19 protein-coding genes are annotated in these 23,982 nt (G+C 64.3%); 12 read left to right on the plus strand and 7 right to left on the minus strand.

The genetic code is table 11. The features are described from left to right. Positions 1–193: 193 nt before the first annotated feature. On the plus strand, positions 194–3,331 hold the full coding sequence (locus tag ACRQ5Q_RS23600; RefSeq protein ID WP_439392478.1) for an acetoacetate--CoA ligase: 3,138 nt from the start codon (positions 194–196) through the stop codon (positions 3,329–3,331). Between the two features lie 93 nt (positions 3,332–3,424). On the opposite strand, the gene ACRQ5Q_RS23605 is transcribed toward ACRQ5Q_RS23600, so the two are convergent. Next, entirely contained in the window at positions 3,425–4,363 is a 939-nt protein-coding gene (locus tag ACRQ5Q_RS23605) for a GlxA family transcriptional regulator (protein WP_439375224.1), read from the minus strand. A 105-nt stretch (positions 4,364–4,468) separates the two neighbouring features. On the opposite strand from ACRQ5Q_RS23605, the gene ACRQ5Q_RS23610 reads away from it, so the two are divergent. Both ACRQ5Q_RS23610 and ACRQ5Q_RS23615 read left to right on the plus strand, forming a co-directional pair. Beyond that, the gene (locus ACRQ5Q_RS23610; protein WP_439375223.1) at positions 4,469–5,158 is read left to right on the plus strand and encodes a DJ-1/PfpI family protein; all 690 of its coding nucleotides are present in this window, start codon (positions 4,469–4,471) and stop codon (positions 5,156–5,158) included. Between the two features lie 52 nt (positions 5,159–5,210). Continuing rightward, complete coding sequence (locus tag ACRQ5Q_RS23615) at positions 5,211–5,669, plus strand: hypothetical protein (RefSeq protein ID WP_439392479.1); 459 nt, start codon at positions 5,211–5,213, stop codon at positions 5,667–5,669. Between the two features lie 46 nt (positions 5,670–5,715). Here ACRQ5Q_RS23615 and ACRQ5Q_RS23620 read toward each other — a convergent pair whose 3' ends face one another. Then, positions 5,716–6,123 carry an NADH:ubiquinone oxidoreductase subunit NDUFA12 gene (locus ACRQ5Q_RS23620; protein WP_439392480.1) on the minus strand — a complete coding sequence of 136 codons (408 nt, stop codon included), beginning with the start codon at positions 6,121–6,123 and terminating at the stop codon, positions 5,716–5,718. A 244-nt stretch (positions 6,124–6,367) separates the two neighbouring features. Here ACRQ5Q_RS23620 and ACRQ5Q_RS23625 point away from each other — a divergent pair, with 244 nt between their 5' ends. The 5 genes from ACRQ5Q_RS23625 to ACRQ5Q_RS23645 all read left to right on the plus strand — a co-directional run bounded on the left by ACRQ5Q_RS23625 (position 6,368) and on the right by ACRQ5Q_RS23645 (position 13,058). Further along, the gene (locus tag ACRQ5Q_RS23625; RefSeq protein ID WP_439375220.1) at positions 6,368–6,994 is read left to right on the plus strand and encodes a BA14K family protein; all 627 of its coding nucleotides are present in this window, start codon (positions 6,368–6,370) and stop codon (positions 6,992–6,994) included. Between the two features lie 243 nt (positions 6,995–7,237). Further along, positions 7,238–7,648, plus strand: coding sequence for a response regulator (locus ACRQ5Q_RS23630; protein ID WP_439375219.1), 411 nt, complete (start codon positions 7,238–7,240; stop codon positions 7,646–7,648). Further along, a complete protein-coding gene (locus tag ACRQ5Q_RS23635; RefSeq protein WP_439392481.1) occupies positions 7,645–9,903 on the plus strand; it encodes a CHASE3 domain-containing protein in 2,259 nt (752 codons plus the stop codon). Before ACRQ5Q_RS23630 ends, ACRQ5Q_RS23635 begins: the two co-directional genes overlap by 4 nt. 375 nt (positions 9,904–10,278) lie before the next feature. After that, a complete protein-coding gene (locus tag ACRQ5Q_RS23640) occupies positions 10,279–11,250 on the plus strand; it encodes an ABC transporter substrate-binding protein (protein ID WP_439392482.1) in 972 nt (323 codons plus the stop codon). Between the two features lie 8 nt (positions 11,251–11,258). Next, positions 11,259–13,058, plus strand: coding sequence for a cache domain-containing protein (locus tag ACRQ5Q_RS23645; RefSeq protein WP_439392483.1), 1,800 nt, complete (start codon positions 11,259–11,261; stop codon positions 13,056–13,058). Between the two features lie 19 nt (positions 13,059–13,077). Here ACRQ5Q_RS23645 and ACRQ5Q_RS23650 read toward each other — a convergent pair whose 3' ends face one another. Then, positions 13,078–13,974: a DMT family transporter gene (locus ACRQ5Q_RS23650; protein WP_439392484.1), complete on the minus strand. Its 897-nt coding sequence runs from the start codon at positions 13,972–13,974 to the stop codon at positions 13,078–13,080. 765 nt (positions 13,975–14,739) lie between these two features. Here ACRQ5Q_RS23650 and ACRQ5Q_RS23655 point away from each other — a divergent pair. The 3 genes from ACRQ5Q_RS23655 to ACRQ5Q_RS23665 all read left to right on the plus strand — a co-directional run bounded on the left by ACRQ5Q_RS23655 (position 14,740) and on the right by ACRQ5Q_RS23665 (position 20,850). Next, positions 14,740–18,510: a vitamin B12-dependent ribonucleotide reductase gene (locus ACRQ5Q_RS23655; RefSeq protein ID WP_439392485.1), complete on the plus strand. Its 3,771-nt coding sequence runs from the start codon at positions 14,740–14,742 to the stop codon at positions 18,508–18,510. 725 nt (positions 18,511–19,235) lie between these two features. Beyond that, positions 19,236–20,030 carry a transglycosylase SLT domain-containing protein gene (locus ACRQ5Q_RS23660; RefSeq protein ID WP_439392486.1) on the plus strand — a complete coding sequence of 265 codons (795 nt, stop codon included), beginning with the start codon at positions 19,236–19,238 and terminating at the stop codon, positions 20,028–20,030. Positions 20,031–20,226: 196 nt separating this feature from the next. Next, positions 20,227–20,850: a phasin family protein gene (locus tag ACRQ5Q_RS23665; protein ID WP_439392487.1), complete on the plus strand. Its 624-nt coding sequence runs from the start codon at positions 20,227–20,229 to the stop codon at positions 20,848–20,850. Positions 20,851–20,967: 117 nt separating this feature from the next. Here the strand turns inward: ACRQ5Q_RS23665 and ACRQ5Q_RS23670 are convergent, their stop codons facing one another. The 3 genes from ACRQ5Q_RS23670 to ACRQ5Q_RS23680 all read right to left on the minus strand — a co-directional run bounded on the left by ACRQ5Q_RS23670 (position 20,968) and on the right by ACRQ5Q_RS23680 (position 22,050). Continuing rightward, positions 20,968–21,282 (minus strand): hypothetical protein, encoded by a 315-nt coding sequence (locus tag ACRQ5Q_RS23670; RefSeq protein ID WP_439392488.1) that lies wholly within the window; start codon positions 21,280–21,282, stop codon positions 20,968–20,970. Between the two features lie 165 nt (positions 21,283–21,447). Continuing rightward, on the minus strand, positions 21,448–21,744 hold the full coding sequence (locus ACRQ5Q_RS23675) for a cytosolic protein (RefSeq protein ID WP_260384165.1): 297 nt from the start codon (positions 21,742–21,744) through the stop codon (positions 21,448–21,450). Positions 21,745–21,762: 18 nt separating this feature from the next. After that, positions 21,763–22,050, minus strand: a complete 288-nt coding sequence (locus ACRQ5Q_RS23680; RefSeq protein ID WP_439375210.1) for a hypothetical protein — start codon at positions 22,048–22,050, stop codon at positions 21,763–21,765. A gap of 221 nt (positions 22,051–22,271) precedes the next feature. On the opposite strand from ACRQ5Q_RS23680, the gene ACRQ5Q_RS23685 reads away from it, so the two are divergent. Next, positions 22,272–23,255, plus strand: coding sequence for a hypothetical protein (locus ACRQ5Q_RS23685; protein ID WP_439399858.1), 984 nt, complete (start codon positions 22,272–22,274; stop codon positions 23,253–23,255). Positions 23,256–23,366: 111 nt separating this feature from the next. Here ACRQ5Q_RS23685 and ACRQ5Q_RS23690 read toward each other — a convergent pair whose 3' ends face one another. Beyond that, positions 23,367–23,870, minus strand: a complete 504-nt coding sequence (locus ACRQ5Q_RS23690; RefSeq protein ID WP_439392489.1) for a hypothetical protein — start codon at positions 23,868–23,870, stop codon at positions 23,367–23,369. Positions 23,871–23,982: the final 112 nt, after the last annotated feature.

Below are 23,982 nucleotides of genomic sequence, written 5' to 3' on the forward strand. Positions count from 1 at the left end.
TCCGGAATGCGGCTTGCTGTCGGTATTACGGAGTACTCCCGCCGACCTGGGGCTCGTTGCGTCTATCCGCCATATACCCCATCAGGATGATTTCTTCGCGGGATACGAAGCCTATCCTGACGTTCAGGCACCGCAGTGGCTGGCAGAGGCTTGGTTGTCACGTGCCTTACGTAAAGCGGGGTTGGAGGAAGTAGTGTTCCGTCCCGATGCGCATGGCGTCGCACAGTCTCAGCTCACTGCCTTCCGCCAATGGTGCGAGGCCCGCACGGGGCGACAGCTGCGCGATCACGCTGCGATGGACCGCTTCTCGGTCGAGGACTACCACAGCTTCTGGCGCCTCTTCCTCGAGTGGTCGGACTTGCCGCGGGACGGTGCAGCCGAGCCCGTCTGCGTCGGTTATGCCTGCGAGACCGCGCGCTTCTTCCCGGATCTCCGTCTCAACTACGTTGAGTGTCTCCTCACCGGCACTGCCGACCAGCCGGCGCTGACCGCCTGCCACGCTAACGGCAGCCGCGACCGGTTCACGCGTGGCGCGCTGCGCCTCACGGTTGCTCGACTGGCGAAGTCGTTGCGGCGGCTCGGGGTGCGCCCTGGCGACCACGTCGTGGCCATCGCACGCAACAATGCCGAGGCGGTCATTGCGTGTCTGGCGACCGCCGCCATTGGCGCGACTTTCGCCAGCTGCGCGCCAGACATGGGCGTGCCCGCCATCCTGGCACGCTTCGCCCCTCTCGAACCCGTGGTGCTCTTCGGGTGCCTTCGCGCGGAGCCATGGGATGCGGGAGTCCCCGTCGCCGATCGCGTCCGCGAAGCGGCGGCCGGCCTGCCGAGCCTCGCGGCGATCATTGCGCTGGATGATGGCTCGCTCGACCTCGACGAGGAGACGGCACCGCTGCACAGGCTTACCGACCTGCTCTGTGATGAAGATGGCGGCAATGATGAGCCAGGCTGGCACCGTCATCCATTCAACCATCCGCTGTTCACGATGTTCTCTTCGGGCACCACGGGCCCGCCGAAATGCATCCAGCACGGCGCCGGCGGCACCTTGCTGGAGCATCTGAAGGAGCACCGGCTGCACTGTGATCTCAGGCCTGGCGATAAGCTGTTCTTCCAGACATCCTGTGGTTGGATGATGTGGAAGTGGCAGCTGTCCGCGTTGGCTTCGGGCGCCGAGATTGTCCTTTATGACGGACCGCTCGCGGCGGCAGACACGTTCTGGCGGATCGTTGCCGAGGAGCACGTGACCGTTTTCGGCACCAATCCTGCCTATCTGCACTTTTGCGAGCAGAAGGGTTTCTGCCCCGGCCAAGTGTTCGACCTTTCTGCCCTGCGCGCCATGCTCTCGACCGGCTCCATCCTGTATCCGCGCCAGTACGACTGGGTCAGCAGCAAGGTGAAGACGTCAATCCCGCTGCAGTCGATCTCGGGTGGCACCGACATCATCGGCTGCTTCGTCCTCGGCAATCCGGATCTGCCGGTCCATCGCGGCGAGGTACAGTGCCGCAGCCTCGGCCTCGATGTCCGCTCGCTGCCGCCCCCTGACGATCCGCAGGCAAGCATAGGCGAGCTGGTCTGCGCCAATCCTTTCCCCTCGCGCCCACTCGGCTTTCACGGCGATGCCGACGGCACGCGCTTCCACGCCGCCTACTTTGCTCAGAACCCCGGCTTTTGGACACATGGCGATCTGATCGAGGCTATGCCTCAGGGGGGCTGGCGCTTGCACGGTCGTTCAGACGGCGTCCTCAATGTGCGCGGCATCCGCATCGGAACCGCGGAGATCTACCGCATCCTCGATGACGTCGAGCAGATCGTCGAGGCGATGGCGGTCGAGCAACAAGCCGAAGACGAGCCAGGCGGCACGCGCATGGTTCTGTTGCTCGTACTGCGTAAAGACGTGGTGCTCGACAGGGCGCTGGCCGGGCACATCCGCGCGAAGCTTGCACGCTGCGGCTCGCCGGCCTTCGTGCCGGCGCGTATCGCGCAGGTCGAGGCGCTTCCCGTCACTTTTAACGGCAAGCGTTCCGAACTCGCAGCGCGGGATGCGGTGAATGGCCGCCCTGTACGGAATCGCGATGCCCTGCAGAACGCGGAGTGCCTTGATGCCATTCGCAACCATCCGGTTCTCCGGGGGCCTCGAACCGTCAGCGCGTCGCCGGAGCCGGCCGCCGTCAGTCGGATGATCCCCGACGCCGAGCGGCTGCCGAAAGACCTGCAGGCAATCTGCGAGCGCGTGCTGGACATCGCTCCCATCGGCTGGTCCGACAATCTTCTGGACTCCGGCGCCGACTCGCTGGCGGTGGTGAGCCTGCTCCTCGAGATCGAGAGCTATGCGGGTCATCCGGTGCCGCTTTCGGCCTTTTCGGGCGCGCCGTCGATCGAAGGGCTGTCCGCGGTCCTCTCCGGCGCGGAGGCTCTGACGGACCGGCAGCTTGGTCGATCGGGCCTGCATGTCCGTGCCGTGGGCCCGGAGGACGTGGAGCCGGTCTGCCACTTTCTCGAGGAAACGTTTTGCGCCTCGCGCATCGAGGCAACGACATGGCGCCGCCTGTTCAATCATGGCTGGTCGGATCACGGGCGCGGCTTCATGCTTTTCGACGGCAACGCCCTGGTCGGGTTCATCGGGGCCATTGCGGCCCCGCGGCAGGTGAACGACGCGGTAGTCCTCGTCCGTAACCTGTCCTCCTGGGTTGTAAACGCGCAGTACCGCGGCTGGGGCATGGCACTGCTCGCCTCGATGCTGGATGACGCGAACGCCACATATACGTGCTTCACCCCACAGCCGTCATCCTGGGCTGCCCTCATGACGCAGGGATTCAAACCGCTGGACTCGCAGCGCATCGCCATGCCGCCATTGCTGCAGGCCGAGACCTTGTTCGCCTCGACCCGGCCGCTGATCAGCTTCGATCCAGCCGTGGTCCGCGATAGATTGACCAGCCACCAAAAGCAAATCTTCGACGATCACGCGCCCTACGATTGCCTGCAACTCGTCATCATCGACGGGCCCGATCATGCCTATCTCGTGGTGAAACGCCGCGAACGTCGTCCTGCAGCGAGCCGGCTGGGAGTGCTGGCACGGTTTCTGCCGCGGCAAATCCCCTATTCGGATATTCTGCATTGTAGTGCACCGGCTCTGCTGGTGCGTCATCTCGAGCGCGTCAAGCTGGCGATCCTGCGCCGGCAGCGAACGGCAGCACTCGTCGCGGAGGCGCGGCTCTTTTCGGTCCGGCCACGTGGCGTGGTACTTCCGATGAGCACGTGCTTCCGCTCCCCACTGACCGCCGCCAGCGAGCTCGACAGGCTTTATTCGGAAATCGTGCTCCTGCCCATCTGAAGGCGGATATTCGCCTCTGCACCATCGGTGTCCGCCTTTGAGCCGACGCGGACCTCGCCTCCTGCACGCGCTCAAGGATGACGCGTCCACACCCTATCCCGCCCTTGCCGCGCGCCGCAGCGCCTGCGGGGGCTGGCCGAAGGCTCGGATGAAGGCGCGGCGCATGCGCTCGGGGTCGCGGAAGCCGGTCGTTTCCGCAACGAGCTCGATCGCCTCGCGCGAAGACTGCACGCGCTCGCGGGCGACTTCGAGCCGGAGCCGCTCGACCGCCTTGGATGGCGTCGTGCCGGTCTCGGCCGCGAAGGCGCGGGCAAAATGCCGCGCGCTCATCCCGGCCCGATCGGCAAGCTCCTCCACGGTGAGCGGCGCGTCGAGATTTTCGCGGGCCCAGGACAGCAGCGCGCCGAAGCGGCCGTTCGGCGCCTTCAACTCGAGCAGCGAGGAGAACTGCGACTGGCCGCCGCTGCGGCGGTGGTACAGCACGAGCTGCCGCGCCGTCGCCTGCGCGATCTCCTCGCCCTGGTCGTCGGTGACCATCGCCAGCGCGAGGTCGATTCCCGCGCTGATGCCCGCCGACGTCCACACATTGCCGTCGCGGGTGAAAATCTGGTCCGGCTCGAACTTCACCTTGGGATAGCGTGCGACGAACTCGCGCGTCCGGCCCCAATGCGTGGTGGCGCGGCGACCGTCGAGCAGGCCCGCTTCGGCGAGCACAAAGGCGCCCGAACAGACGCTGGCGACCCGTACACCGCGCCTGGCCAGCCGTTGCACGAAGGCCAGCGTGACCTCGCAGCGCGCGGCCTCAGCAACGCCGGCACCCCCCGCGATGATCAGCGTCGAGACGGCATTTGCCGACTTGAGATCCCGCGCCATCATCTCGACACCCGACGAGCTGCGTACGAGCCCCGCCTTCGCCGCCAACACCCGCAGCGCAAGCGGCTTGCCGGACGCACGCGCCGCGATCTCGAACACCGAGATCGGACCTGCCGCGTCGAGCAGCTGGAAGTCGGGGAAGATCAGGATGCCGATCATGGGCCAGCTCCAAACGAAATGTCCGAAAGTGAGGGAATTAGGCCATTTTGGACAGAAGGGCATCATGCCAGTTTGCCTCCGTCAAGCTCTTCCTTGGAGGTTCTCATGTCGGCACCGCTCCAGATCGGTCTTTTGGTGTTCCCGCGCGTCACCCAGCTCGACTTCACCGGCCCGTTGCAGGTGTTCTCCGCCGTTCCCGGCGCCCAGCTGCACCTGATCTGGAAGCGGATCGAGCCGGTGCCCAGCGATTCCGCGCTCATCGTGACGCCGACCACGACATTCGCGGACTGCCCGCAACTCGACGTGATCTGCGTACCCGGGGGCCGCGGCACCGACGACCTGCTCAATGACGAGCAGGTGCTCGACTTCCTGCGCCGGCAGGCCGAGGGCGCCAAATACGTCACCTCGGTCTGCACGGGATCGCTGGCGCTCGGCGCCGCCGGCCTCTTGAAGGGCTACCGTGCCGCCACCCATTGGAGCGCGATGGAGATGCTCAGCCAGTTCGGCGCGACGCCGACCAAGACGCGTGTCTGCGTCGATCGCAACCGCGTGACGGGCGGCGGTGTCACCGCAGGCATCGATTTCGCGCTGACGCTGGTGTCGACCCTGATCGATCGCACTACGGCGGAGGCGATCCAGCTCGGGATCGAATACAATCCGGCGCCGCCCTTCAATTCCGGCTCGCCCGATACCGCGCCCGCCGAGGTGCTTGCTCGCGTCAAGGAGCGCATCGCACCGTTGCAGGCCTACCGCCTTGATGCAGTCAAGCGTGCCGCTGAGCGGGTGGTGTCGTAGAGCACGACGGCTCGGTGTCCGGACGCGCAGCAGCGCCCTTTGCGCTGCTGCCATGGCATGCGAGGTCCGACAGCAAAGTTTGGCAAGCTGCCTCAGCATCGTCATTGCGAGCGCAGCGAAACAGATCCAGAATCTTTCTGCGCCGGCGGTCTGGATTGCCTCGCTGCGCTCGCATGTCGGGGTGCGGAGCACGGCAATCGCCTTCTCCGGTTCGGGCGCCGCGCGGCACCAAAAGAAAAAGGCCGCTCGGTTTCCCGAGCGGCCTTTCCTGTCTCACGGCGGCTGCACATTCACATCGGGCGATTTCGGACCTTCCGGACCGGGGGCCTATCTCCCGATCGAGTCCTTGTCGGCGGCCGCTGCATTTCGGGACAGTCGCGAACTGTGGCCCGAACCGAACGCGATGGTCTTCCATCTCCGCAAGATGGGATCATTGAGCCGCATCGCCCGGGTCGGCGCAACGACCGCGCAAACGACATCCCCGCTGTTCCCGTTGTCCACAGCGGCGTAGCGCGAATGCAAGTGCATCCAGTCGAACGAGGGAAGATCGCAGGCAGCTAGCCGGGCGTCCAGGGCTGGTAGTCGCCGGTCGCTTTGGGACGCTTGCCGCTGGCGAGCGTCGAGCCAGAGGGCCGGTAGGCCTTGGCCGTGCCGGTGAGATTCGGCTGGTGCGGCTTTTCCCACTCACGAGGCTGGTAGTTGATCTCGGTCGGCGGGGTATCGACGACGTGATGAATCCAGCCATGCCAGGCCGGCGGAATGCGGCTCGCCTCGGCATAGCCATTATAGATCACCCAGCGCCGCTCGAAGCCAAGGGTCGGATCGATCGCCCCGCCACGGGTGCGATAATAGAGGTTGCCCTGCTCGTCCTGGCCGACCAGCTCTCCGTACCGCTTGGTCCAGAGCTGGGTGCCAAACGTCTGGCCATTCCACCAGGTGAAGAACTTCAGAAAGAACTGTTTCATGCGGCAAGGGCCCTGCTTCGTCGGGTCCTGATGCCATCCGGGCGGCGAAATGTCCAGTTCGCCGGGTGCGGCCTGACCCGCCGCAAATGGCTGCCTCGGAGAACCGCCCGCCGCAAATCGGACCTGATCCGTTCATGCCGGGTACAGCGGTCCGGTGAGACGCTCCCCTCACGCGCAAACCGGCGTGATCCCAGGAACTCCACGCCCTGCACAGGGTTTGCCTCCCCGGGAAAGGAGTTTTGACATGAAAAGTCTGAAAGTTCTCGGTGCCGCCGCGGCGGTGGCGTTGGTTCTTCCGTTGGCGAGCCCGGGCTTCGCACAGAATCGTCCTGCAGCGGGCGGTGGTGCTCACTTCGGCGGTGGCGGCGCGCGGATCGGTGGCGGCGGGGCGGCCTTCCACGGCGGCGGCGGCAATTTCGGAGGCGGTGCGGCGATGCGCCCGAGCGGCGGCAGTTTCGCGGCCGGCACGGCGGTACGTCCGAGCGGCGGCGCTTTCGTAGGCGGCATGGCGAGCCGTCCTACCGTCTCGCCATCCTTCAGCGGGACCCGCAGCGTTGCGACGGCGGGCAACTGGCAAGGCGGTAGCGGCAATTGGAGCGGCCGCCGCTGGCATCATCGTGGTGGCGGCTTCTGGCCCGGCTTCGCGGCGGGCGCTGCGATCGGCGGCCTCGGCTCGTATGCCTATTACGGCGGCGGGTACTACGATGACCCCTACTACTATGGCAACACTTACTATGACGAGCCATCAGTCGCGGTGGTGCCCGACGGTGGCGGAGATTCCGTAGCCTACTGCGCGCAGCTTTACAGATCGTATGATCCGGCCTCCGGCACCTATCTCGGCTATGACGGTCTGCGTCATCCCTGCCCGTAAGTGGACCGAACATGTTTGAAGGAAGAGGCGTCGCAGCGATGCGGCGCCTTTTTCGCGAGTGTCACACCCGTCACCTGTTTCGCGTGTTCGAACGTCGCGGCGCAACTTGCGTACAATCTGACGCAACGGAACCTCTATTCACCACACCGTGCATATCTACCTGATCCAATCCAAAATTGACCCGAGCCACGATTCGCGGATATCACCATTGCCGGTGGGGACTTCGATCTACTGGGAAGTGTCATGCCGCGTATCCTCGTGGTAGATGACGATCCGATGGTCGGCGCGACCATCGAGGTCCTCCTCCAACGTCAAGGCTTCGACGTGACGCTGGCTGACGGCGGCGAAACCGGACTGGCTGCGCTGGAGTCGCAGACCTACGACGTGATGTTGATCGACATCTTCATGCCGCACATGCGCGGCTTCGAATCCATCCGCATCTTTCACGAGCGCGCGCCGGCGATCCCGCTGATCGCGATGTCCGGCTATGCCTTCGCCTCGTCCGCCTCGCCCTCTCCCGATTTCCTGCGCATGGCGCTGGAGCTCGGCGCAAGCCGCTGCCTGCGCAAGCCGTTCACGCCGGAAGCGCTGCTGACCAGCATTCGGGAATGTCTCGCCGGCGAGAGCGCAAAGGACAAGAAAGAAGCCCCTTGATTCCAACGCAGCGCGTCATTCTCGGTGCTGGACTTGCAATCCTCCTGATCATCACCGCAACCTCGATCGCCCTCGACGTGAAGTCGCGGTCCGAGGCCGCATGGGTCAATCACACCGTCCAGGTACAGAAGAAGATCTCCGATCTGCGCGTGCTGCTGCGCCGCGCCGAAAGCGCCGCGCGCGGCTACGAGCTCTATCGCAGTCCGGGTTTCAAGGACGAGTTCGAGGCGGTACACGGCCAGATCGCGCCGGCCCTCGCCGATCTCAAGCACGGCCTGCGCGACAATCCCGATCAGGTCGCGCTGCTGGAGGGCACCGAGCCGCTGGCGCTGCGCCGGATCGGGATCGCCGCCGAGGCGATGCGCCTGCGCGCCGCAAATGACCAGGCCGGGATTGCCGCGCTCAACGACAAGGCCGAGGGCCGCGGCCTGATGGACACGGTGATGGGCAATCTCGACCGCTTGAGCGCAGAGGAGGAACGCCTCCTCGCCGCGCGCTCCCAGGATTCGCGCCGCACCGGCATCGTGCTGCTCGGCATCGACGTCGCCGGCGCGCTGGTGATCCTGCTGCTGGTCGTGATGGTGATGCGCGAGAGCCAGCGCACCCAGTTCGCACTCAAGAGCACGTTGCTGGAGACCACCGCCGCCAAGGAGCAGCTCGAGGCCGCAATCGCCGAGCGCACCGAGCACCTGGTCACCGCGCATGACGAACTGCGGCTGTCGGTCAACGTGCTCCAGAGCACCTTTCGCAGCATGGCCGAGGCGGTCCTCGTTATCGACACCGAGGGCAACGTTCTTCTGTCCAACCCGGCCGCCGAGCGCATGCTGCTGCACCGCACCGGCATGAACCTCGGCAATCTGCGGGCGCTGTCCGACGTCTTCCACGGCGACGGCGTGACGCCGATGGATGCCAAGGAGATGCCGTCGTCACGCGTGCTCGGCGGCGAGGAGTTCGAAAACCTCGAGATGATCGTCCGCCCGCACAGCGGCAATCAGGTGCGCCATCTCATGATCAGCGGCCGGCCGATGCTGGACGGGCAAGGCGAGATCTCGGGCGCGGTGCTGGTCTATCACGACGCGACCACTTCGCGCGAGACCGAGCGGCAGCTGTACCAGTCGCAGAAGCTGGATGCCATCGGCAAGCTGACCGGCGGCGTCGCGCACGACTTCAACAACATGCTGACCGTCATCTCCGGCAACACGGAGACGCTGGTGGCGAGCCTGGAGCAGCAGCCGGAGCTGCAGCGCGTGGCGCGCCTGATCGACGATGCCGCCGAGCGCTGCGCCGAGCTGATCCAGCATCTGCTCGCGTTCGCGCGCAGGCAGCCGCTGCAGCCGCGCAACGTCGAGATCAACGCCGCAATTACGGACATCGCCAAATTGCTGCGTCCGACGCTCGGCGAGCAGATCCAGATCGAGACGGTACTGGAACAGGGGCCGCTGACGGCCCATATCGATCCGTCGCGGCTCACCAATGCCGTGCTCAACATGGCGATCAACGCCCGCGACGCCATGCCCAACGGCGGCAAGCTGCTGCTGGAGACGCACCGCGTCGTGCTCGACGAGGCCTATGCGCAGGCCAATGCGGAGGTTCGGCCCGGCCCCTATGTGATGCTCGCGGTCAGCGACACCGGCACCGGCATGTCGGCCGATACCCAGCAGATGGCGTTCGAGCCGTTCTTCACCACCAAGGAGGTCGGCAAGGGAAGCGGGCTCGGCCTCTCCATGGTCTATGGCTTCGTCAAGCAGTCCGGCGGCCACATCAAGATCTACAGCGAGGAAGGCCACGGCACCACGATCAAGCTCTATCTGCCGCCGGGCGAAGGCGCGCCGGACGCGGCCGCGAATGTGGTGCCGCAGGCCGAGGGCGGTGCCGAGACCATTTTCGTGGTCGAGGACGATTCGCTGGTGCGTAACTTCGTCACCGCGCAATTGCAGAGCCTCGGCTACAAGACCATCGCCGCGCCCGACAGCCGGGCGGCGCTGGAATTGATCGAAGCCGGCCAGACCTTCGATCTGCTGTTCACCGACGTCGTCATCCCCGGCGGCATCAGCGGGCGCGAGCTTGCCGAGAAGGTGGCCAAGCTCCGCCCCGGGCTGAAGGTGCTCTACACCTCTGGCTACACCGACAACGCCATCGTCCACCACGGCAAGCTCGACGACGGCGTGCTGCTGCTGACAAAGCCCTATCGCCGCAACCAGCTCGCCGAGATGATCCGGAAGGCGCTGAACGGCGGCGGGATGGCGGTGGGCTAGCGCGTGAACTGCCGAAGGCGCATTGCAGTCGCACCATATAGGAGGTCGAGGCACTGGCTCACGATGTGAGTTCCGGTTGTCCTCTTGAGACGCCGTAGCTCCCCCGGATCCGTGCCGGAGGTGTTGTGACACCGCGCCATGCAAGGAGTAAGGCCGTTTTGATCTCGATCGGGCCGGTCTCAAGCAAAAATCAAGCGCATCTCAAGGACAAATCGTCTCACAGGCCCAACTCTGAGCATGCTCTCGGCGACAAAGGTTGGAGCCGGTGTCGCGACAGTCCGCTGGCGGAGCGTGACACCGAGCGCAGTCACCAGATGCACAGCAGGATCTTGGTCTGCGGCCGGAATCGACGGCGCAGCTTCGACAGGTGCTCGCATGAAACGACGAGAGTTCATCTTGTTGATTGGTGGAGGACTGGCCTGGCCTGCGATCGCACGGGCGCAGGGCGGAGCCAAGCTGCATCGCATCTTCTGGGTTTCGACTCAGTCCGAACCGGATCCCTTCCTGGACGGCTTTCGCGAGGGCATGCGCGCGCTGGGATATGTCGAGGGCAAGACCGTAACCTTCGAGACGCATTATGCCCCTGGAAATCCGCAGGCCCTGCGCAAGATCGTCTCCGAGTTGCAGCGCGGGGATATCGACCTTGTGGTCTCGAGCGGTCCGGCGACACGCGTCATGACTGCGGTCGCCGACATCCCCGTGCTGTTTGCATTGAGCGGTGACCCGGTGGCTTTGGGTGTGGTGAAGAGCCTTGCTCACCCCGGCACCAATTTCACCGGCAGCACATTCCTGTCGCTCGAGCTGGCAGGAAAGCGCGTTGAGCTAATCAAGGACATTTATCCAAAGCTGCGAAAACTGGCGGTCTTATCGAACACGGACCATCCGGGAGAGCCACTGGAATGGCGTGCGACTTTGGAGTCGTGCCGGAATCTCGGCATTGAGACAGCCTACGTTCCCTTCTGTGGCGCTGGCGAGATCGAGAATGGGTTGATGGCTGCCGGCAAGTTGGATGCGGATGCTCTCCTCGTGTTTCCCGATGCGGTGACGCTGGTGCATCGTGCGAAGATTGCGGAGTTTGCAATCGCGCACCGGCTGCCTTCGATGTTTGGCTGGTCTGAATATTGTGACGCAGGAGGTCTCTTGAGCTACGGCGCAAACCAGCGCACGACCTATTTTCGGCTTGCTACTTACGCCGATCGCATCCTGCGCGGCGAAAATCCGTCAGATCTTCCGGTGATGCGCCCCGAGAAGTTTGAACTTGCGGTCAATCTGAAGACAGCCAGGCTTCTGGGTATCGACCTGAATGTGTCGTCGATCCTGTTTCGCGCCAGCAAGGTGATCTCCTGAGAGTAGTTATGACGGACGGTGCTGCACAGTCCTCTTCCTCTACGATGCCCCCGCGTCGCTCGCTGTTCTGCAAGTACTTCGCGACCTTGTTTGTCGCTGCGGTCGTGCCTCTGATACTCGGCGCGGCGGTCGAGGCTTCTTTCGGTTACCGAGACCAGCGCCGCCAGATCAGCGCGGTGCTGCAGGCCGATGCTCGCGCGGCGTCCGACAGGATCGAGGCGTTCACCGATGGCATCCGGGATCAGCTGGGTTGGATGGTGCAGCTTCCCTGGTCTGCCGGAGACGATGCGCAACATAAGATCGATGCCTTGCGCCTCCTCCAGCAGGTGCCTGCAATCGTTTCGGTTTCGCTTCTGGATGAGACCGGCACCGAACGGGTCTTTGTGTCCAGGCTGCTTCTGAACAGGACCGGGCGCGGCATTGACATGTCTATGGATCCCGCTGTTCTGGGCGCGCGCGCCAACAAGGTCTGGTACGGACCGGTTCAGTACCAGCAAGATTCAGAGCCCTACATGAGGATCGCGGTTGCCGGGAGCCTGCCGGCTGCGGGGGTTGCGATCGCAGAGGTCAATCTGAAGCTGATCTGGGATGTCATCGCAGCCATTAGAATCGGCGAGACCGGCTATGCCATTGTTGTCGATGACTCCGGTCATCTGATCGCTCATCCCGATATCAGTCTGGTTCTGCGCGGCCGCGCCAGCTCGGGCAGTTTCGGGCGGATCAAGCATCTCGTTGGCGCGGCGAGCGGAGCGGCGGTGATAACCGGGGATCGAGGCAGCCCGGTGGTGGCGCTATCCGTTCAGGCCGCCGATGTGGGATGGACGGTGATCGCGATGCAGCCGGCCTCGGAAGCCTTTGCATCAATTCGCGCGGCGTTGTGGCGCTCGTCAATTCTCATTGCCTTTGGTGTTCTTATCGCGCTGGCGCTCGCCTATTGGCGCGCGCACAGAATGTCCGGGCCGATCAAGCAACTGGAAGAGGGCGTGGAGCGGATCAGAACCGGACAATTCGAGCATCGCATCAAAATCTTCAGCGGTGACGAGTTCCAGCAACTGGCGTTGCGCTTCAACGAAATGGCTTCTGAACTGGCGATCTCGCAGCAGAAATCTGCGCGGATCGAACGGCTGAAGCAGTTCCTGCCATCACAGGTCGCCGAATTGGTCGAGCATTCTCATGAACTGCTCGAAGGACAGCGACGTGAAGTGGCCGTCATTTTCGGCGACTTGCGCGGCTTCACGGCGTTCTCCACGCGCAACGAACCCGACGTCATCATGGCCGTCATGCGCGAGTACTACGAGGCCGTCGGCGCCGTGACGACCCGTCACGAGGCAACGCTCATCGGCTTTGATGGCGACGGAGTCATGCTCCTGGTCAACGCCCCGGTCGCATGCGAACAGCCGGCAACTCAAGCGGTCCGGCTCGCTATCGACCTGCAAAGGGCGGTGCAGTTCCTTGCCGGCAAATGGTGCGACGCCGGCCACGCGATCGGCTTTGGTGTCGGCGTTGCCATGGGACCGGCAACGGTAGGAACGGTCGGTTATAACGGTCGACTGGACTACACGGCGATGGGAGCCGCGGTGAATTTGGCGTCGCGGCTCTGCAATCTCGCGAAGGACGGGCAGATCCTGGCTGATCCCACCATCGCTGGAAGGGTCAGGGATAGCGTTCCGTTGGTATCGCTCGGACAGCGGGCCATCAAAGGCTACGACCAGGCCCTCGAAGTCTTTGCCGTCGCACCCGCTGACCTGCCGTTGAAACCGCCGGGCTCGGGACAACGCCGGCGAGAGAAAGAGCCTCAGGACCACTGATACCCGGGCGGCCGGACGGCTAGCGCGTCGCCAGCACCACGGCGGCCAGCGTGAACACCAGCCCCGCGATCTGCCCTGCCCCGAGCGGCTCGCCCAGCGCGATCGCGGAAGCGACGACGCCGATGACAGGCACCGCCATGGTGCCGATCGCGGCGACGGAGGCCGGCAGGCGCGACAGCGCGGCGAACCAGCTGACATAGGCGATGCAGAACTGCACCACGGTCGAATAGACCAGCAGCCACCAGCCGACTGTCGTCACCTTGCCCAGATGCGTGGTCTCGACCAGCAGGCCGATGACCGAGATCGGCAGACAGCCGATCCCGATCTGCCAGGCCGCGGCCGTGATCGGCGGCAGGTGGATTGGGTACTTCTTCGAGAACACCGTGCCGACGGCAAAGCCGAACGCACCGCCCAGCGCCATGATGATTCCCGGCAGCTTCTCGGCGCTGGCGGCAATGCCGTTGCCGCCCATGATCGAGGCAAGGCCGGCAAAGGCCATCGCCAGTCCCAGCGTGCGCAGCAGGGTCGGCCGCTCCCCCAACACCGGCCAGGCGATGATCGAGGCCCAGACCGGCATGGTGTAGGCGATCAGCGCCGCCTCGCTGGCCGGCAGCCAGAGCAGCGCCAGCCCCATCAGCACCATCCAGCCGGTGACGTTGAGCAGGGCGGCGGTGAGCAGGCGCGGCCAGGTCGCGCCCTCCACCTTCAGGCTCTGCCGGCGGACGAGCGCCAGCGCCGCCAGCAGCACGGCACCGAGCACGCCGGTAACCCCGCGCAGGGTCAGCGGCGGCAGTTCTGCGAGCAGGAATTTGGTCACCGGCCAGTTGAAGCCCCAGCCGATCGAGGTGATCGCGAGGAACATCAGGCCGGCCGGCGCGATGCGCGGTCGCGCCTCCCGGCGAGTCGAATCATGCATGTGGGCAGTCCGGCAAAATCGAGGTCAGCTTGGCCCGGATTCGCCTGGGCGACCACCACCGCGGCAGGCATGCCTGCCCTCGCCCACCGTAGGGCTACGTGAGTCCGGCTGACGCAATCCCATCGCTCAAAAATATAGCTGCCCTGTGAACAGCGGGATGAAGGTCCGCATCATCACGGCATGCAAATTATTTCGGTTGGGAATCCCTGAGGACTCACTGATACTTGGCACAACAACAGGCGCGGGCTTGCCCCCTGTTATCCCCCGCAATCCACCATATTTAGTATTTGATTCAGGAACTCGCACTAGTTCTTGACGGGCGCAACGGAGAGTCCTAGCTTTCGGTCCGTTCGGCGCGAGTGAGTTTGCGTCCCGCCGGCACTCCCCCAAAGGGTCTCGCAATCACCACTCCGCCGGCCAGCCAGAGGCAGCGGAATAAGGGCTTGTCTGCCCTGTGAAAGCGGACTTTTCGGGCGCCAGAACGGGCCGGCAAAAGGCTCGAATGGCATCGGTTGAAGAAGTGACGTTGTGGGGCGTTGAACGCATGTCGCGCGCATCCCGTTGGGGCGGATGGGCGTGGACATGCCGGCGGATGATCGATGCACGCATCGATGAATAGCGCCGGGAGAAACTGGGCCGGAACCACCGGCTGAACTGCGATGCCCAAGGGCCGAATGGCCCGGGAGGACTCGCGAAGCGAAATGACGACCCGGCACGCTCCCAACGAGGGGCGGGACCGGTCAAAGAAAAGGACGGGGCAAGACCATGCGGATTGAGCGGCGCCACACCACTTCGGGACAGTCACCTTATGCGGGAATCGAATTCCGCCTGACCACGTCGGAGATTCGCAATCCCGACGGCTCGGTCGTGTTCAAGCTGGATAACGTCGAGGTGCCGACCGAGTGGTCGCAGGTCGCCTCCGACGTTCTCGCCCAGAAATACTTCCGGAAAGCCGGCGTCGCCGCGCGCCTGAAGAAGGTCGAGGAGGAATCCGTCCCCTCCTTCCTGTGGCGCTCCGTGCCCGACACCGAGGCGCTTAGCCTCCTGCCCGAGAAAGAGCGCTTCGTCAGCGAGCTCTCGGCAAAGCAGGTGTTCGACCGCCTCGCCGGCTGCTGGACCTATTGGGGCTGGAAGGGCGGCTACTTCACCTCCGACGAAGACGCCCAGGCTTTCTATGACGAGCTCCGCTACATGCTCGCCATGCAGATGGTCGCGCCGAACTCGCCGCAATGGTTCAACACCGGTCTGCACTGGGCCTATGGCATCGACGGCCCCGGCCAGGGCCATTATTACGTCGACCCCTTCACCGGCAAGCTGACCAAGTCCAAGTCGGCCTACGAGCATCCGCAGCCGCACGCCTGCTTCATCCAGGGCGTCGGTGACGACCTCGTCAACGAGGGCGGCATCATGGACCTCTGGGTCCGCGAGGCCCGCCTGTTCAAATACGGCTCCGGCACCGGCTCCAACTTCTCCCGCCTGCGCGGCGAAGGCGAGAAGCTCTCCGGCGGCGGCCGCTCGTCCGGCCTGATGAGCTTCCTCAAGATCGGCGACCGCGCCGCCGGCGCGATCAAGTCGGGCGGCACCACCCGCCGCGCCGCCAAGATGGTCGTCGTCGACGTCGACCACCCCGATATCGAGACCTATATCGACTGGAAGGTGAAGGAGGAGCAGAAGGTCGCCGCCCTCGTCACGGGATCCAAGATCAACCAGAAGCATCTCAAGTCGGTGCTGAAGGCCTGCGTGAACTGCGAAGGCTCGGGCGACGATTGCTTCGACCCCGAGAAGAACCCTGCCCTGCGCCGGGAAATCAAGCTGGCTCGCCGCTCGCTGGTGCCCGATAACTACATCAAGCGCGTCATCCAGTTCGCCAAGCAAGGCTACAAGGACATCCAGTTCGACACCTACGACACCGACTGGGATAGCGAAGCCTATCTCACCGTCTCGGGCCAGAACTCCAACAATTCGGTCTCGCTGAAGGACGACTTCCTCCGCGCCGTGGAAACGGATGGCGACTGGAACCTGAACGCCCGCACCTCCAAGAAGGTGACGAAGACGCTGAAGGCGCGCGACCTCTGGGAGAAGATCGGCTACGCCGCCTGGGCGTCGGCCGACCCGGGCCTGCACTTCAACACCACCATGAACGACTGGCACACCTGCAAGGCGTCCGGCGACATCCGTGCGTCCAATCCGTGCTCGGAATACATGTTCCTGGACGACACCGCCTGCAACCTGGCGTCCGCCAACCTGCTCACCTTCTACAACACCACCACGAAGCAGTTCGATGTCGCCGGCTACGAGCACCTCTGCCAGCTCTGGACCATCGTGCTCGAAATCTCCGTGATGATGGCGCAGTTCCCCTCGCGCGCGATCGCCGAGCTCTCCTACGAGTTCCGCACGCTCGGCCTCGGCTACGCCAATATCGGCGGCCTCTTGATGACCATGGGCCTGTCGTACGACTCGAAGGAAGGCCGTGCGCTCTGCGGCGCGCTGACCGCGGTCATGACCGGCATCACCTACAAGACTTCGGCGGAGATGGCGGCCGAGCTGGGCACCTTCCCCGGCTACAAGAAGAACGCGGCGCACATGCTGCGCGTGATCCGCAACCACCGCCGCGCCGCCCATGGCGAGGCTTCCGGTTACGAGGCGCTCAGCGTCAACCCGGTGCCGCTCGACCACGCTTCGTGCCCGCAACAAGACATCGTCACCCATGCCAAGGCCGCCTGGGATGCGGCCCTCGAGCTCGGCGAGAGGCACGGCTATCGCAACGCCCAGACCACGGTGATCGCGCCGACCGGCACGATCGGCCTCGTCATGGACTGCGACACGACGGGCATCGAACCGGACTTCGCGCTGGTGAAGTTCAAGAAACTGGCTGGCGGCGGCTACTTCAAGATCATCAACCGTGCGGTGCCGTCCGCGCTGCGCGCGCTCGGCTATCGCGAGAGCGAGATCGCGGAGATCGAGGCCTACGCCGTCGGCCACGGCTCGCTCTCCAACGCGCCCGGCATCAACGCCTCGACGCTGAAGGCAAAAGGCTTCACCGATGAAGCCATCGCCAAGGTCGAAAAGGCCCTGCCGACCGCCTTCGACATCAAGTTCGCCTTCAACAAGTGGACCTTTGGCGAGGATTTCATTCGCGACCAGCTCGGCATCGGCGCCGAGGCGATCGCGGCTCCCGGCTTCGACCTGCTCCAGGCCGTCGGCTTCACCAAGCGCGAGATCGAGGCGGCCAACGTCCACATCTGCGGTGCGATGACGGTCGAGGGAGCTCCCCACCTCAGGGCCGAACATTACGCGGTGTTCGACTGCGCCAATCCCTGCGGCAAGATCGGCAAGCGCTATCTGTCGGTCGAGAGCCACATCCGCATGATGGCGGCGGCCCAACCCTTCATCTCGGGTGCGATCTCCAAGACCATCAACATGCCGAACGACGCGACGGTGGAGGACTGCAAGTCCGCCTACATGCTGTCGTGGAAGCTCGCCCTGAAGGCCAACGCGCTCTATCGCGACGGCTCCAAGCTCTCTCAGCCGCTCAATTCGCAGCTCATCAGCGAGGATGAGGACGAGGACGATGCGGTCGACCATCTCTACGAGAAGCCGATGGCGGCGCGCGCCGCCCAGGTCTCGGAGAAGATCGTCGAGAAGCTGGTCGAGCGCATCATCGTGATGCGCGAGCGCGAGAAGATGCCTGACCGACGCAAGGGCTACACCCAGAAGGCGGTCGTCGGCGGCCACAAGGTCTACTTGCGGACCGGCGAGTACGACGACGGCCGTCTCGGCGAGATCTTCATCGACATGCACAAGGAAGGCGCAGCGCTCCGCTCCTTCATCAACAATTTTGCGATCGCGGTCTCCCTCGGTCTGCAATACGGCGTGCCGCTCGATGAATATGTCGACGCCTTCACCTTCACCCGCTTCGAGCCGGCGGGCCCCGTGCAGGGCAACGACAGCATCAAGTACGCGACCTCGATCCTCGACTACGTCTTCCGCGAGCTGGCAGTGAGCTATCTGTCCCGCTTCGACCTCGCCCACGTCGATCCCAACGAGACGGGCTTTGACGCGCTCGGCAAGGGCGTCGAGGAAGGCAAGGAGCCGGACGAGGACGGCGGCCACCATGCCACCAAGCTGGTCTCGCGCGGCCTCACCCGCTCGCGGACCGACAAGCTCGTCGTGATGCGCGGCGGCTCGACCGCGGTCTCGCAAGGCAACGACAGCGCCCCCGCCGGCGGCAACAAGGTCACCGCTCTCGCCTCGCACGGCGCATCGGCTCGTGTCGGCGATGCCATCGAAGGCGCCGTCGCCCTGAAGCAGGAGGCCCAGCACGATCTCTCCCCCACGGAGAAGCTCGAGCAGCTGCAGTGGAGCAAGGCCGGCACCGCGCAGACCATAGTCCCCAGCAAGGCCGAGCGCCGCGCCGAAGCCAAGGCCAAGGGCTACGAAGGCGAGATGTGCTCGGAGTGCGGCAACTTCACGCTGGTGCGGAACGGGACGTGCATGAAGTGCGATACGTGTGGAAGCACGACGGGGTGTTCGTGAGGCGGTAGAACGTCTCAAGGGTCGTTGGATCCGGACATGACATATGCAAAGGGCGGCCGAAAGGCCGCCCTTTTTGTTTCAGCAATCTCATCCGCTTGATGCGTCGGGCGACTCGCTCCTCACCGCTCATCATCGGCCACCGCATTGCTGCGTGCCCGTCTCGCAAGCCGCCTCGCCGCTTTCCTCGCAACCCAGCGCGCGCGAAGCTGCTTCGCGGCACGAAGAGTTCGTGGTGCCACGACCTGGAATGCCATTGAGGCGATTCCGGCGACCATTCCTTTCACCAGGTCGAAAGCGAAATCGGGTCCAAAATACTCCCACACGACCCTGCCTCCTTCTCGCGAAGGCTCCGCCGGGCGGAATGGGTAGCTCGCGAACATGAAAAAGCCCCGTCCGTTACCGGCGGGGCCTCGACAAAATCCTGTGCGACTTGTTCAGCGCACACGAAATCTCTCGGTACACCCGCTCATGGTGGACTCGATGAACCAGCTGCAAAGCATGGCCGTGCGATGAAAAACGCCCATAGCGATCACCCAGAAATTTCGAAATGCGAAGGGGCCAGATGCGCAATGCCAAACGCGCGCACGAGAGGCCGGGTGGCGGCAGATAAACAGACCGGACGGCCACCGTCTGTGGCGTAATTCACAATTGCGGTGTGACATTTTTTGGGCGCACTGCCGTTAAACCTGCCGCTACGCCCGCCAACACCCGCACAGTCCGCCTGAATGTCCGTTTTCAATCGTCCACTCTTTCCTCGCCTGCGCAGCTTTAGGTGGCGAGCCGGGTGGGCACGAAAGAAATTCTCGCGCGCACCACGGTTGGTTCGTATCCCAACCGTCGCAGCCATCCTGCTCGCAGCCCTCGCACTCCTGAACATCGCCTACCACGTCACCCGCAAGCCAACCGAACTCTTCGTCCTCATCGGCAACACCCTCGACAAGGACCCCGCCGAGACCTGGCGTCACTACGGCCCCCTCTTCCGCACCTATTCCACCGCCACCATCACACCCCAATTGCTGGCAGCACTTGCGCAGGTCGAGAGTTCCGGCAATCCGGTGGCGCGCACGTATTGGCGCTGGCGATGGAGTTTCAATCCGCTCGCGATCTACCGCCCTGCCTCCAGCGCCGTCGGGCTCTTCCAGATGACCGATCCGGCCTACCGTGAAGCTGCGCGGTCCTGTGTCCGCGGCAACGCGGTCACGGAGACCGGATGCGGGTCTGCATTCCTCTACTTTCGCGCCATCCCGAGCCATGCCATCGAGCTGACGTCGGTGTATCTGGACCGCCAGGTGGCCATGGTTCTCGGCCTCGCGGGCGACGTGAAGGCCAGCCGCGAGCAGAAGCAGGATCTGGCCGCCTTCATCCATCTCTGCGGCGCCGGTCCCGCCGCGGCCTATGCGCGCCGCAAGTTTCAGATGATCGCAGGCGAACGCTGCGGCGATCACCTCGTCGCGGGCTATGTCGGGAAGGTCAACGCGATGAGGCGGCAATTTCTGCGGTTTGCGGCGGCGGATCCGTAGATCCGCAGGGTGGATCAGCTGGCGGTCGCGCGAAGCGCGGCCCGGCGCGGCGTAACCCAACACCTCTGCGCACGCCGCCAAGGGACTGCGCTCCGCGCGGCCCTGCCCATGCCCGACCAAATCTCACCACATGGCCGCCACGCAAGCGACAACCCGCAATCGCGATTTCAGCGCAAACGCGACGGAGGCTTGCGGCTTGAGCGATATTCAGGAGCTATTTGCAATGTTGAGTACGGTAGAAAATAAGCCAACGAAAAAATCCGGCCGGCGCGGCGGGAAGAAGAAGGCCGGGCAACGGACCGGGGCCGTCGAGCAACACGAAACTGCGGCGCATCCATTGCCGGATGCCGCGGTGGAGATCAGCCAGGAGAACGAGCAGGAGAAACCGCAAGAGAACAGGCAAGAAAACAGGCAAGAGACCGAGCAAGAGGTAGAGACGAGCCGAGCGGTCGATGCGCAGGTGCCCTCGGCTGCAGCCTTGCCCTCCGGGCTAGAGATCGATGCCAGCGCGCCCGTCGTACCGGCGGAGCCCTCCCCGGCCGGCACGCAGGCGATTGCCGATGCCTATAGCGGCTACATCAAGACGTCGCTTGAGCGCGCCTGGACCTTCCTGGGAAAGCTCGCGACGGCGCGCTCACCCGTCGAGGCCTTTGAGCTTCAGATGGAGTACGCGAAACAGGCGTGCGACTCCTTTGTTGCCGAATCCCAGAAGATCGCCGTGTTGCATGAACAACTGGCCAGACAAAGGGTCATGCATCTCGAGGGGTTCGTGGCCAGGCTCACCCAGACCACGCTCGAAATCCGCGCGACTCGTCACTGACGACCGGAAGCCCTACCCACCATTTGACGTGATGGGTCTCTCGAGGGGCTCGACCCATCCTGCGTCCGACCGGCCGTTGTGTCCCATCAGTGCCTCGACCTGAGGACCGCCTGGAGTTCAGTACCCTGACTTCGAGCCGGCGGTCGGCCTCGTGGTCGGGCCGGTGCTCGGCCTTGTATTCGCGCCGGTGGTTTGTCCTGTGGTTTGTCCTGGAGCGTAGCTCGACGCCCCGGGGCTGGTGCTCTTCGCGGCCTTCGCGTGATGTTTCTTCTGATGTCCGGGAGCGTAGCTGGAAGCGCCCGGCTGCCCTGTCTTGGAACCCATTTGCTGCATCTCATGACCCGGCGTCTTGCTCGATACACCCTGAGCAAACACGGCTGGGGCTGTCGCCATGACCACGGCGGCTGAAAGCGCAATGATGCTGGTTTTCATGTCGTCCTCCTCTCACAAGCCCCGCAGAGGAAACGGACTGAACCAGCGCCTGTTCCCCCAAGCGGAACGTTCGTGGTGAGACCCGCGCGGCTCAACTGCTCCCTATCGCTGCCGCAACGACATGAACGGGTTTTCGAAACGGATCATGCCGCAAGGCAAAACCGGTCACGACGGTTCGATCAGCATCGGTGAACCGAGCTCTTCGAAACGGAAGAGCTGAAACACCCGCTGGCCATTGAAGTCGAGCACTCTCAAATCATCGGTCTCGTGCAGGTTGCTCTCAACCGCCTGAAAGTGCCCGCCGTAACGCTCCCTTGCGAGCGACAAGGGAACCTCGAACGCGACGAACTTGCCGATACCTTTCTGCCTGAGCACCCCGAGAAGCTTCAGATCGTCGAGGGACTGATGCGAGGTGAGGACAAGCAGCGGGCCGCTCGCCGTAAGCAGCAAAAGCGATTTCATCGGATCCTCCTTTGCACCCTACCTGATCTTCGCGAGGCACTCCTTCAGGCGCTCCAGCTCGGTACGAACCTGTGCCTCCATGGCGTCTTGCAATGCGAGGATGCCCCTGCTGGACAATTCAGCGGAGGCCTTTCTGTCCAGGTTCTGCTTCCAGTCACGAATGCCTTGCCTGGTGGCCCGCTGGGCCTCCGACGTCGCCTTGGCATATTCCTTCATGCAGGCGTCCGCCATTGAGCATGTCTGGCACTCCTGGGCGGCGGCCGGACTTGCAAGCAGCAGGGCGAATATCGCGGTAGGGACCCTCATTGCGGTTCCTCCCGCGACAGCATAGCACGTCGCAAGGATGCCTGGGGAAGCAGTCGCCGGCTGTTTCGGTGCCAGGGGATTCAAAGCGATCGCGCGACAGCGCCGTGTCGCGCATCGTGTGCCGATCCCGCCATAATTTTTCCTTTGCACGCGCGTTGTGTCTGATAGCGGCGAGACCTATCCTTCCCAAGATCGGACTGCCTCCCATGACGCCGGACCGGATGGAGAGCGCATCGGTGCCTGACACGAACGACCCCAAGCCTGACTGCGACAAGGCTGAGACAACCAAGCCCGACACAGCAAAGCCGGACGAGGCGCGCGCCGAGGGCGGGCTGGCGCGGGCCTATGACCGGATCAAGAGCGCAGAGGAAGACCTTGCGCGGCTCGATCGGCTGGTTTCCGGAATGGAACGCGACAGCGGGGGCAAGGGGGCCTCGCACGCAAGCGCCGCTGCGACGGCAGCCGCAACGTCCGGAAACAAGGCCCCGACCCCGGCTGCCGGGGTTCCGAATACCAAGCCTGGCGATCAAGGCCTGAAGGGAGATCGGACCATGATGCGCGCCTTGGTTGGCCTCGTGCTGGCGATCGGCCTGCTCGGTGCCGCCTTCGCTTCGCAATATCGCGATGAGGCCAGATCGATCATCGCACGATGGGCTCCGCCGGCGGCGAACGCGCCCCCTCAAGCCGCCTCGGTGGAAAGTCCCGCGCCGCCGCCGGCTGTGCTCCTGGCTGCTGCGGATGGGCCGAGCCCGCTGCCCGCACCGCCGGCGCCCAAGGACAACGACAGTGCCCCAAAGCCTGTCGCCACGGCGCCCGAGGCGTCATCGTCCGAGCTCGCGCAATCGCTCAAGGCCATCACGGGCGAGCTTGCGAGCATCAGCGGCAAGCTGGAGCAACTGAAAAGCAGCAACGAGCAGACCCTGCGTGAGCAGGCCGCCACCATTCAGCAGCTCAAGGCAGCGCAGGAGAAGGAGGCGGCGGACAATGCGCGCCTCGTCGCGCAGGTGCAGGCGCTGCAAACGCAGCTGACGTCATCCGCGTCTGCGGCAGCCAAGCCCGCCGTGCGCAGCGTGATGAACAACGACGCGGCTCCGCGTGTCCGGCCGCACGTGCCAGACGCCGCACCCCGGCGGCCAAGACCGCCGCCGCGAGGCCCGTGGATGCCTCCGCCCTACGGCCCTTATTACGGCGATCCGGATTGGTGAGGCCGCAAGGCGCAGGGGCAGGCGCGCCGCGGGGTGGTTAGCCTGCGGCTGCGCTTCGCGCAGTCGCTCTGCTAACCCACCCTGCGGAGCTAACCCGGACCTACGCCCGCCTCACTTTACTTCGCTCATCGTCACCTTGGCGGCGATCCCGGGCAGCTCGGAGTCTTGATCAAGCTCGTCATCGGAAGACGGGCCGACCGAGACTTCCGTCATTCTGCGCTTGACCTGTTCGCATGTCTTGCGGACGTCCTCGGTGAACAGCGCGCATTCTTCGATGCGCTTGAAGATCTTGCGTCCCTCCTCACGATAGCCCGCCGCCGTTTCCCGCATGAAGGCGATCGCATCGTGGACCTGGGCTGTCAGCGCCTCGCATTTTTGCGCGGCGTCGATCAGCTCGGTGCCCATGGCCTCGATCTCCTTTGCTGCGGACTCATAGTCGCGAATGACCGCCTCTGCACTGAGCGCGCCGACGCGCGTGACGCCCTCGGTGTGCTCGACGTAATCAGGTAAAGCAATGGAAGCGAGAGAGCTTCCCGGGCGTACCGACGCAATGTCCGCCTCGAGCTGGACCAGGTTAACGCCTTCCCGTCTGCGCAATTGTTCAACACTTGCCATGATTGGCCTCCCAATACGCACCCAGAACCCCAAACAGTATTCGGTTTATTACGGGGGTAAGTGGCGCGCTACACTGATCTATTCTTGACAGCCGCAGCTTTGCCATTTTTTC

The sequence above is a fragment of the Bradyrhizobium sp. PMVTL-01 genome, from assembly GCF_051861855.1.
Taxonomy (GTDB): Bacteria; Pseudomonadota; Alphaproteobacteria; order Rhizobiales; family Xanthobacteraceae; genus Bradyrhizobium.

Coding starts and splice junctions, on each gene's coding strand:
- ACRQ5Q_RS23605 (WP_439375224.1), bottom strand. CDS start 4,363: ATGATCGGCATCCTGATCTTCCCCGACTTCCAGCTGCTCGACGCGGCA.
- ACRQ5Q_RS23610 (WP_439375223.1), top strand. CDS start 4,469: ATGTCGGCACCGCTCCAGATCGGTCTTTTGGTGTTCCCGCGCGTCACC.
- ACRQ5Q_RS23615 (WP_439392479.1), top strand. CDS start 5,211: ATGGCATGCGAGGTCCGACAGCAAAGTTTGGCAAGCTGCCTCAGCATC.
- ACRQ5Q_RS23620 (WP_439392480.1), bottom strand. CDS start 6,123: ATGAAACAGTTCTTTCTGAAGTTCTTCACCTGGTGGAATGGCCAGACG.
- ACRQ5Q_RS23625 (WP_439375220.1), top strand. CDS start 6,368: ATGAAAAGTCTGAAAGTTCTCGGTGCCGCCGCGGCGGTGGCGTTGGTT.
- ACRQ5Q_RS23630 (WP_439375219.1), top strand. CDS start 7,238: ATGCCGCGTATCCTCGTGGTAGATGACGATCCGATGGTCGGCGCGACC.
- ACRQ5Q_RS23640 (WP_439392482.1), top strand. CDS start 10,279: ATGAAACGACGAGAGTTCATCTTGTTGATTGGTGGAGGACTGGCCTGG.
- ACRQ5Q_RS23645 (WP_439392483.1), top strand. CDS start 11,259: ATGACGGACGGTGCTGCACAGTCCTCTTCCTCTACGATGCCCCCGCGT.
- ACRQ5Q_RS23650 (WP_439392484.1), bottom strand. CDS start 13,974: ATGCATGATTCGACTCGCCGGGAGGCGCGACCGCGCATCGCGCCGGCC.
- ACRQ5Q_RS23655 (WP_439392485.1), top strand. CDS start 14,740: ATGCGGATTGAGCGGCGCCACACCACTTCGGGACAGTCACCTTATGCG.
- ACRQ5Q_RS23660 (WP_439392486.1), top strand. CDS start 19,236: ATGTCCGTTTTCAATCGTCCACTCTTTCCTCGCCTGCGCAGCTTTAGG.
- ACRQ5Q_RS23670 (WP_439392488.1), bottom strand. CDS start 21,282: ATGAAAACCAGCATCATTGCGCTTTCAGCCGCCGTGGTCATGGCGACA.
- ACRQ5Q_RS23675 (WP_260384165.1), bottom strand. CDS start 21,744: ATGAAATCGCTTTTGCTGCTTACGGCGAGCGGCCCGCTGCTTGTCCTC.
- ACRQ5Q_RS23680 (WP_439375210.1), bottom strand. CDS start 22,050: ATGAGGGTCCCTACCGCGATATTCGCCCTGCTGCTTGCAAGTCCGGCC.
- ACRQ5Q_RS23685 (WP_439399858.1), top strand. CDS start 22,272: ATGGAGAGCGCATCGGTGCCTGACACGAACGACCCCAAGCCTGACTGC.
- ACRQ5Q_RS23690 (WP_439392489.1), bottom strand. CDS start 23,870: ATGGCAAGTGTTGAACAATTGCGCAGACGGGAAGGCGTTAACCTGGTC.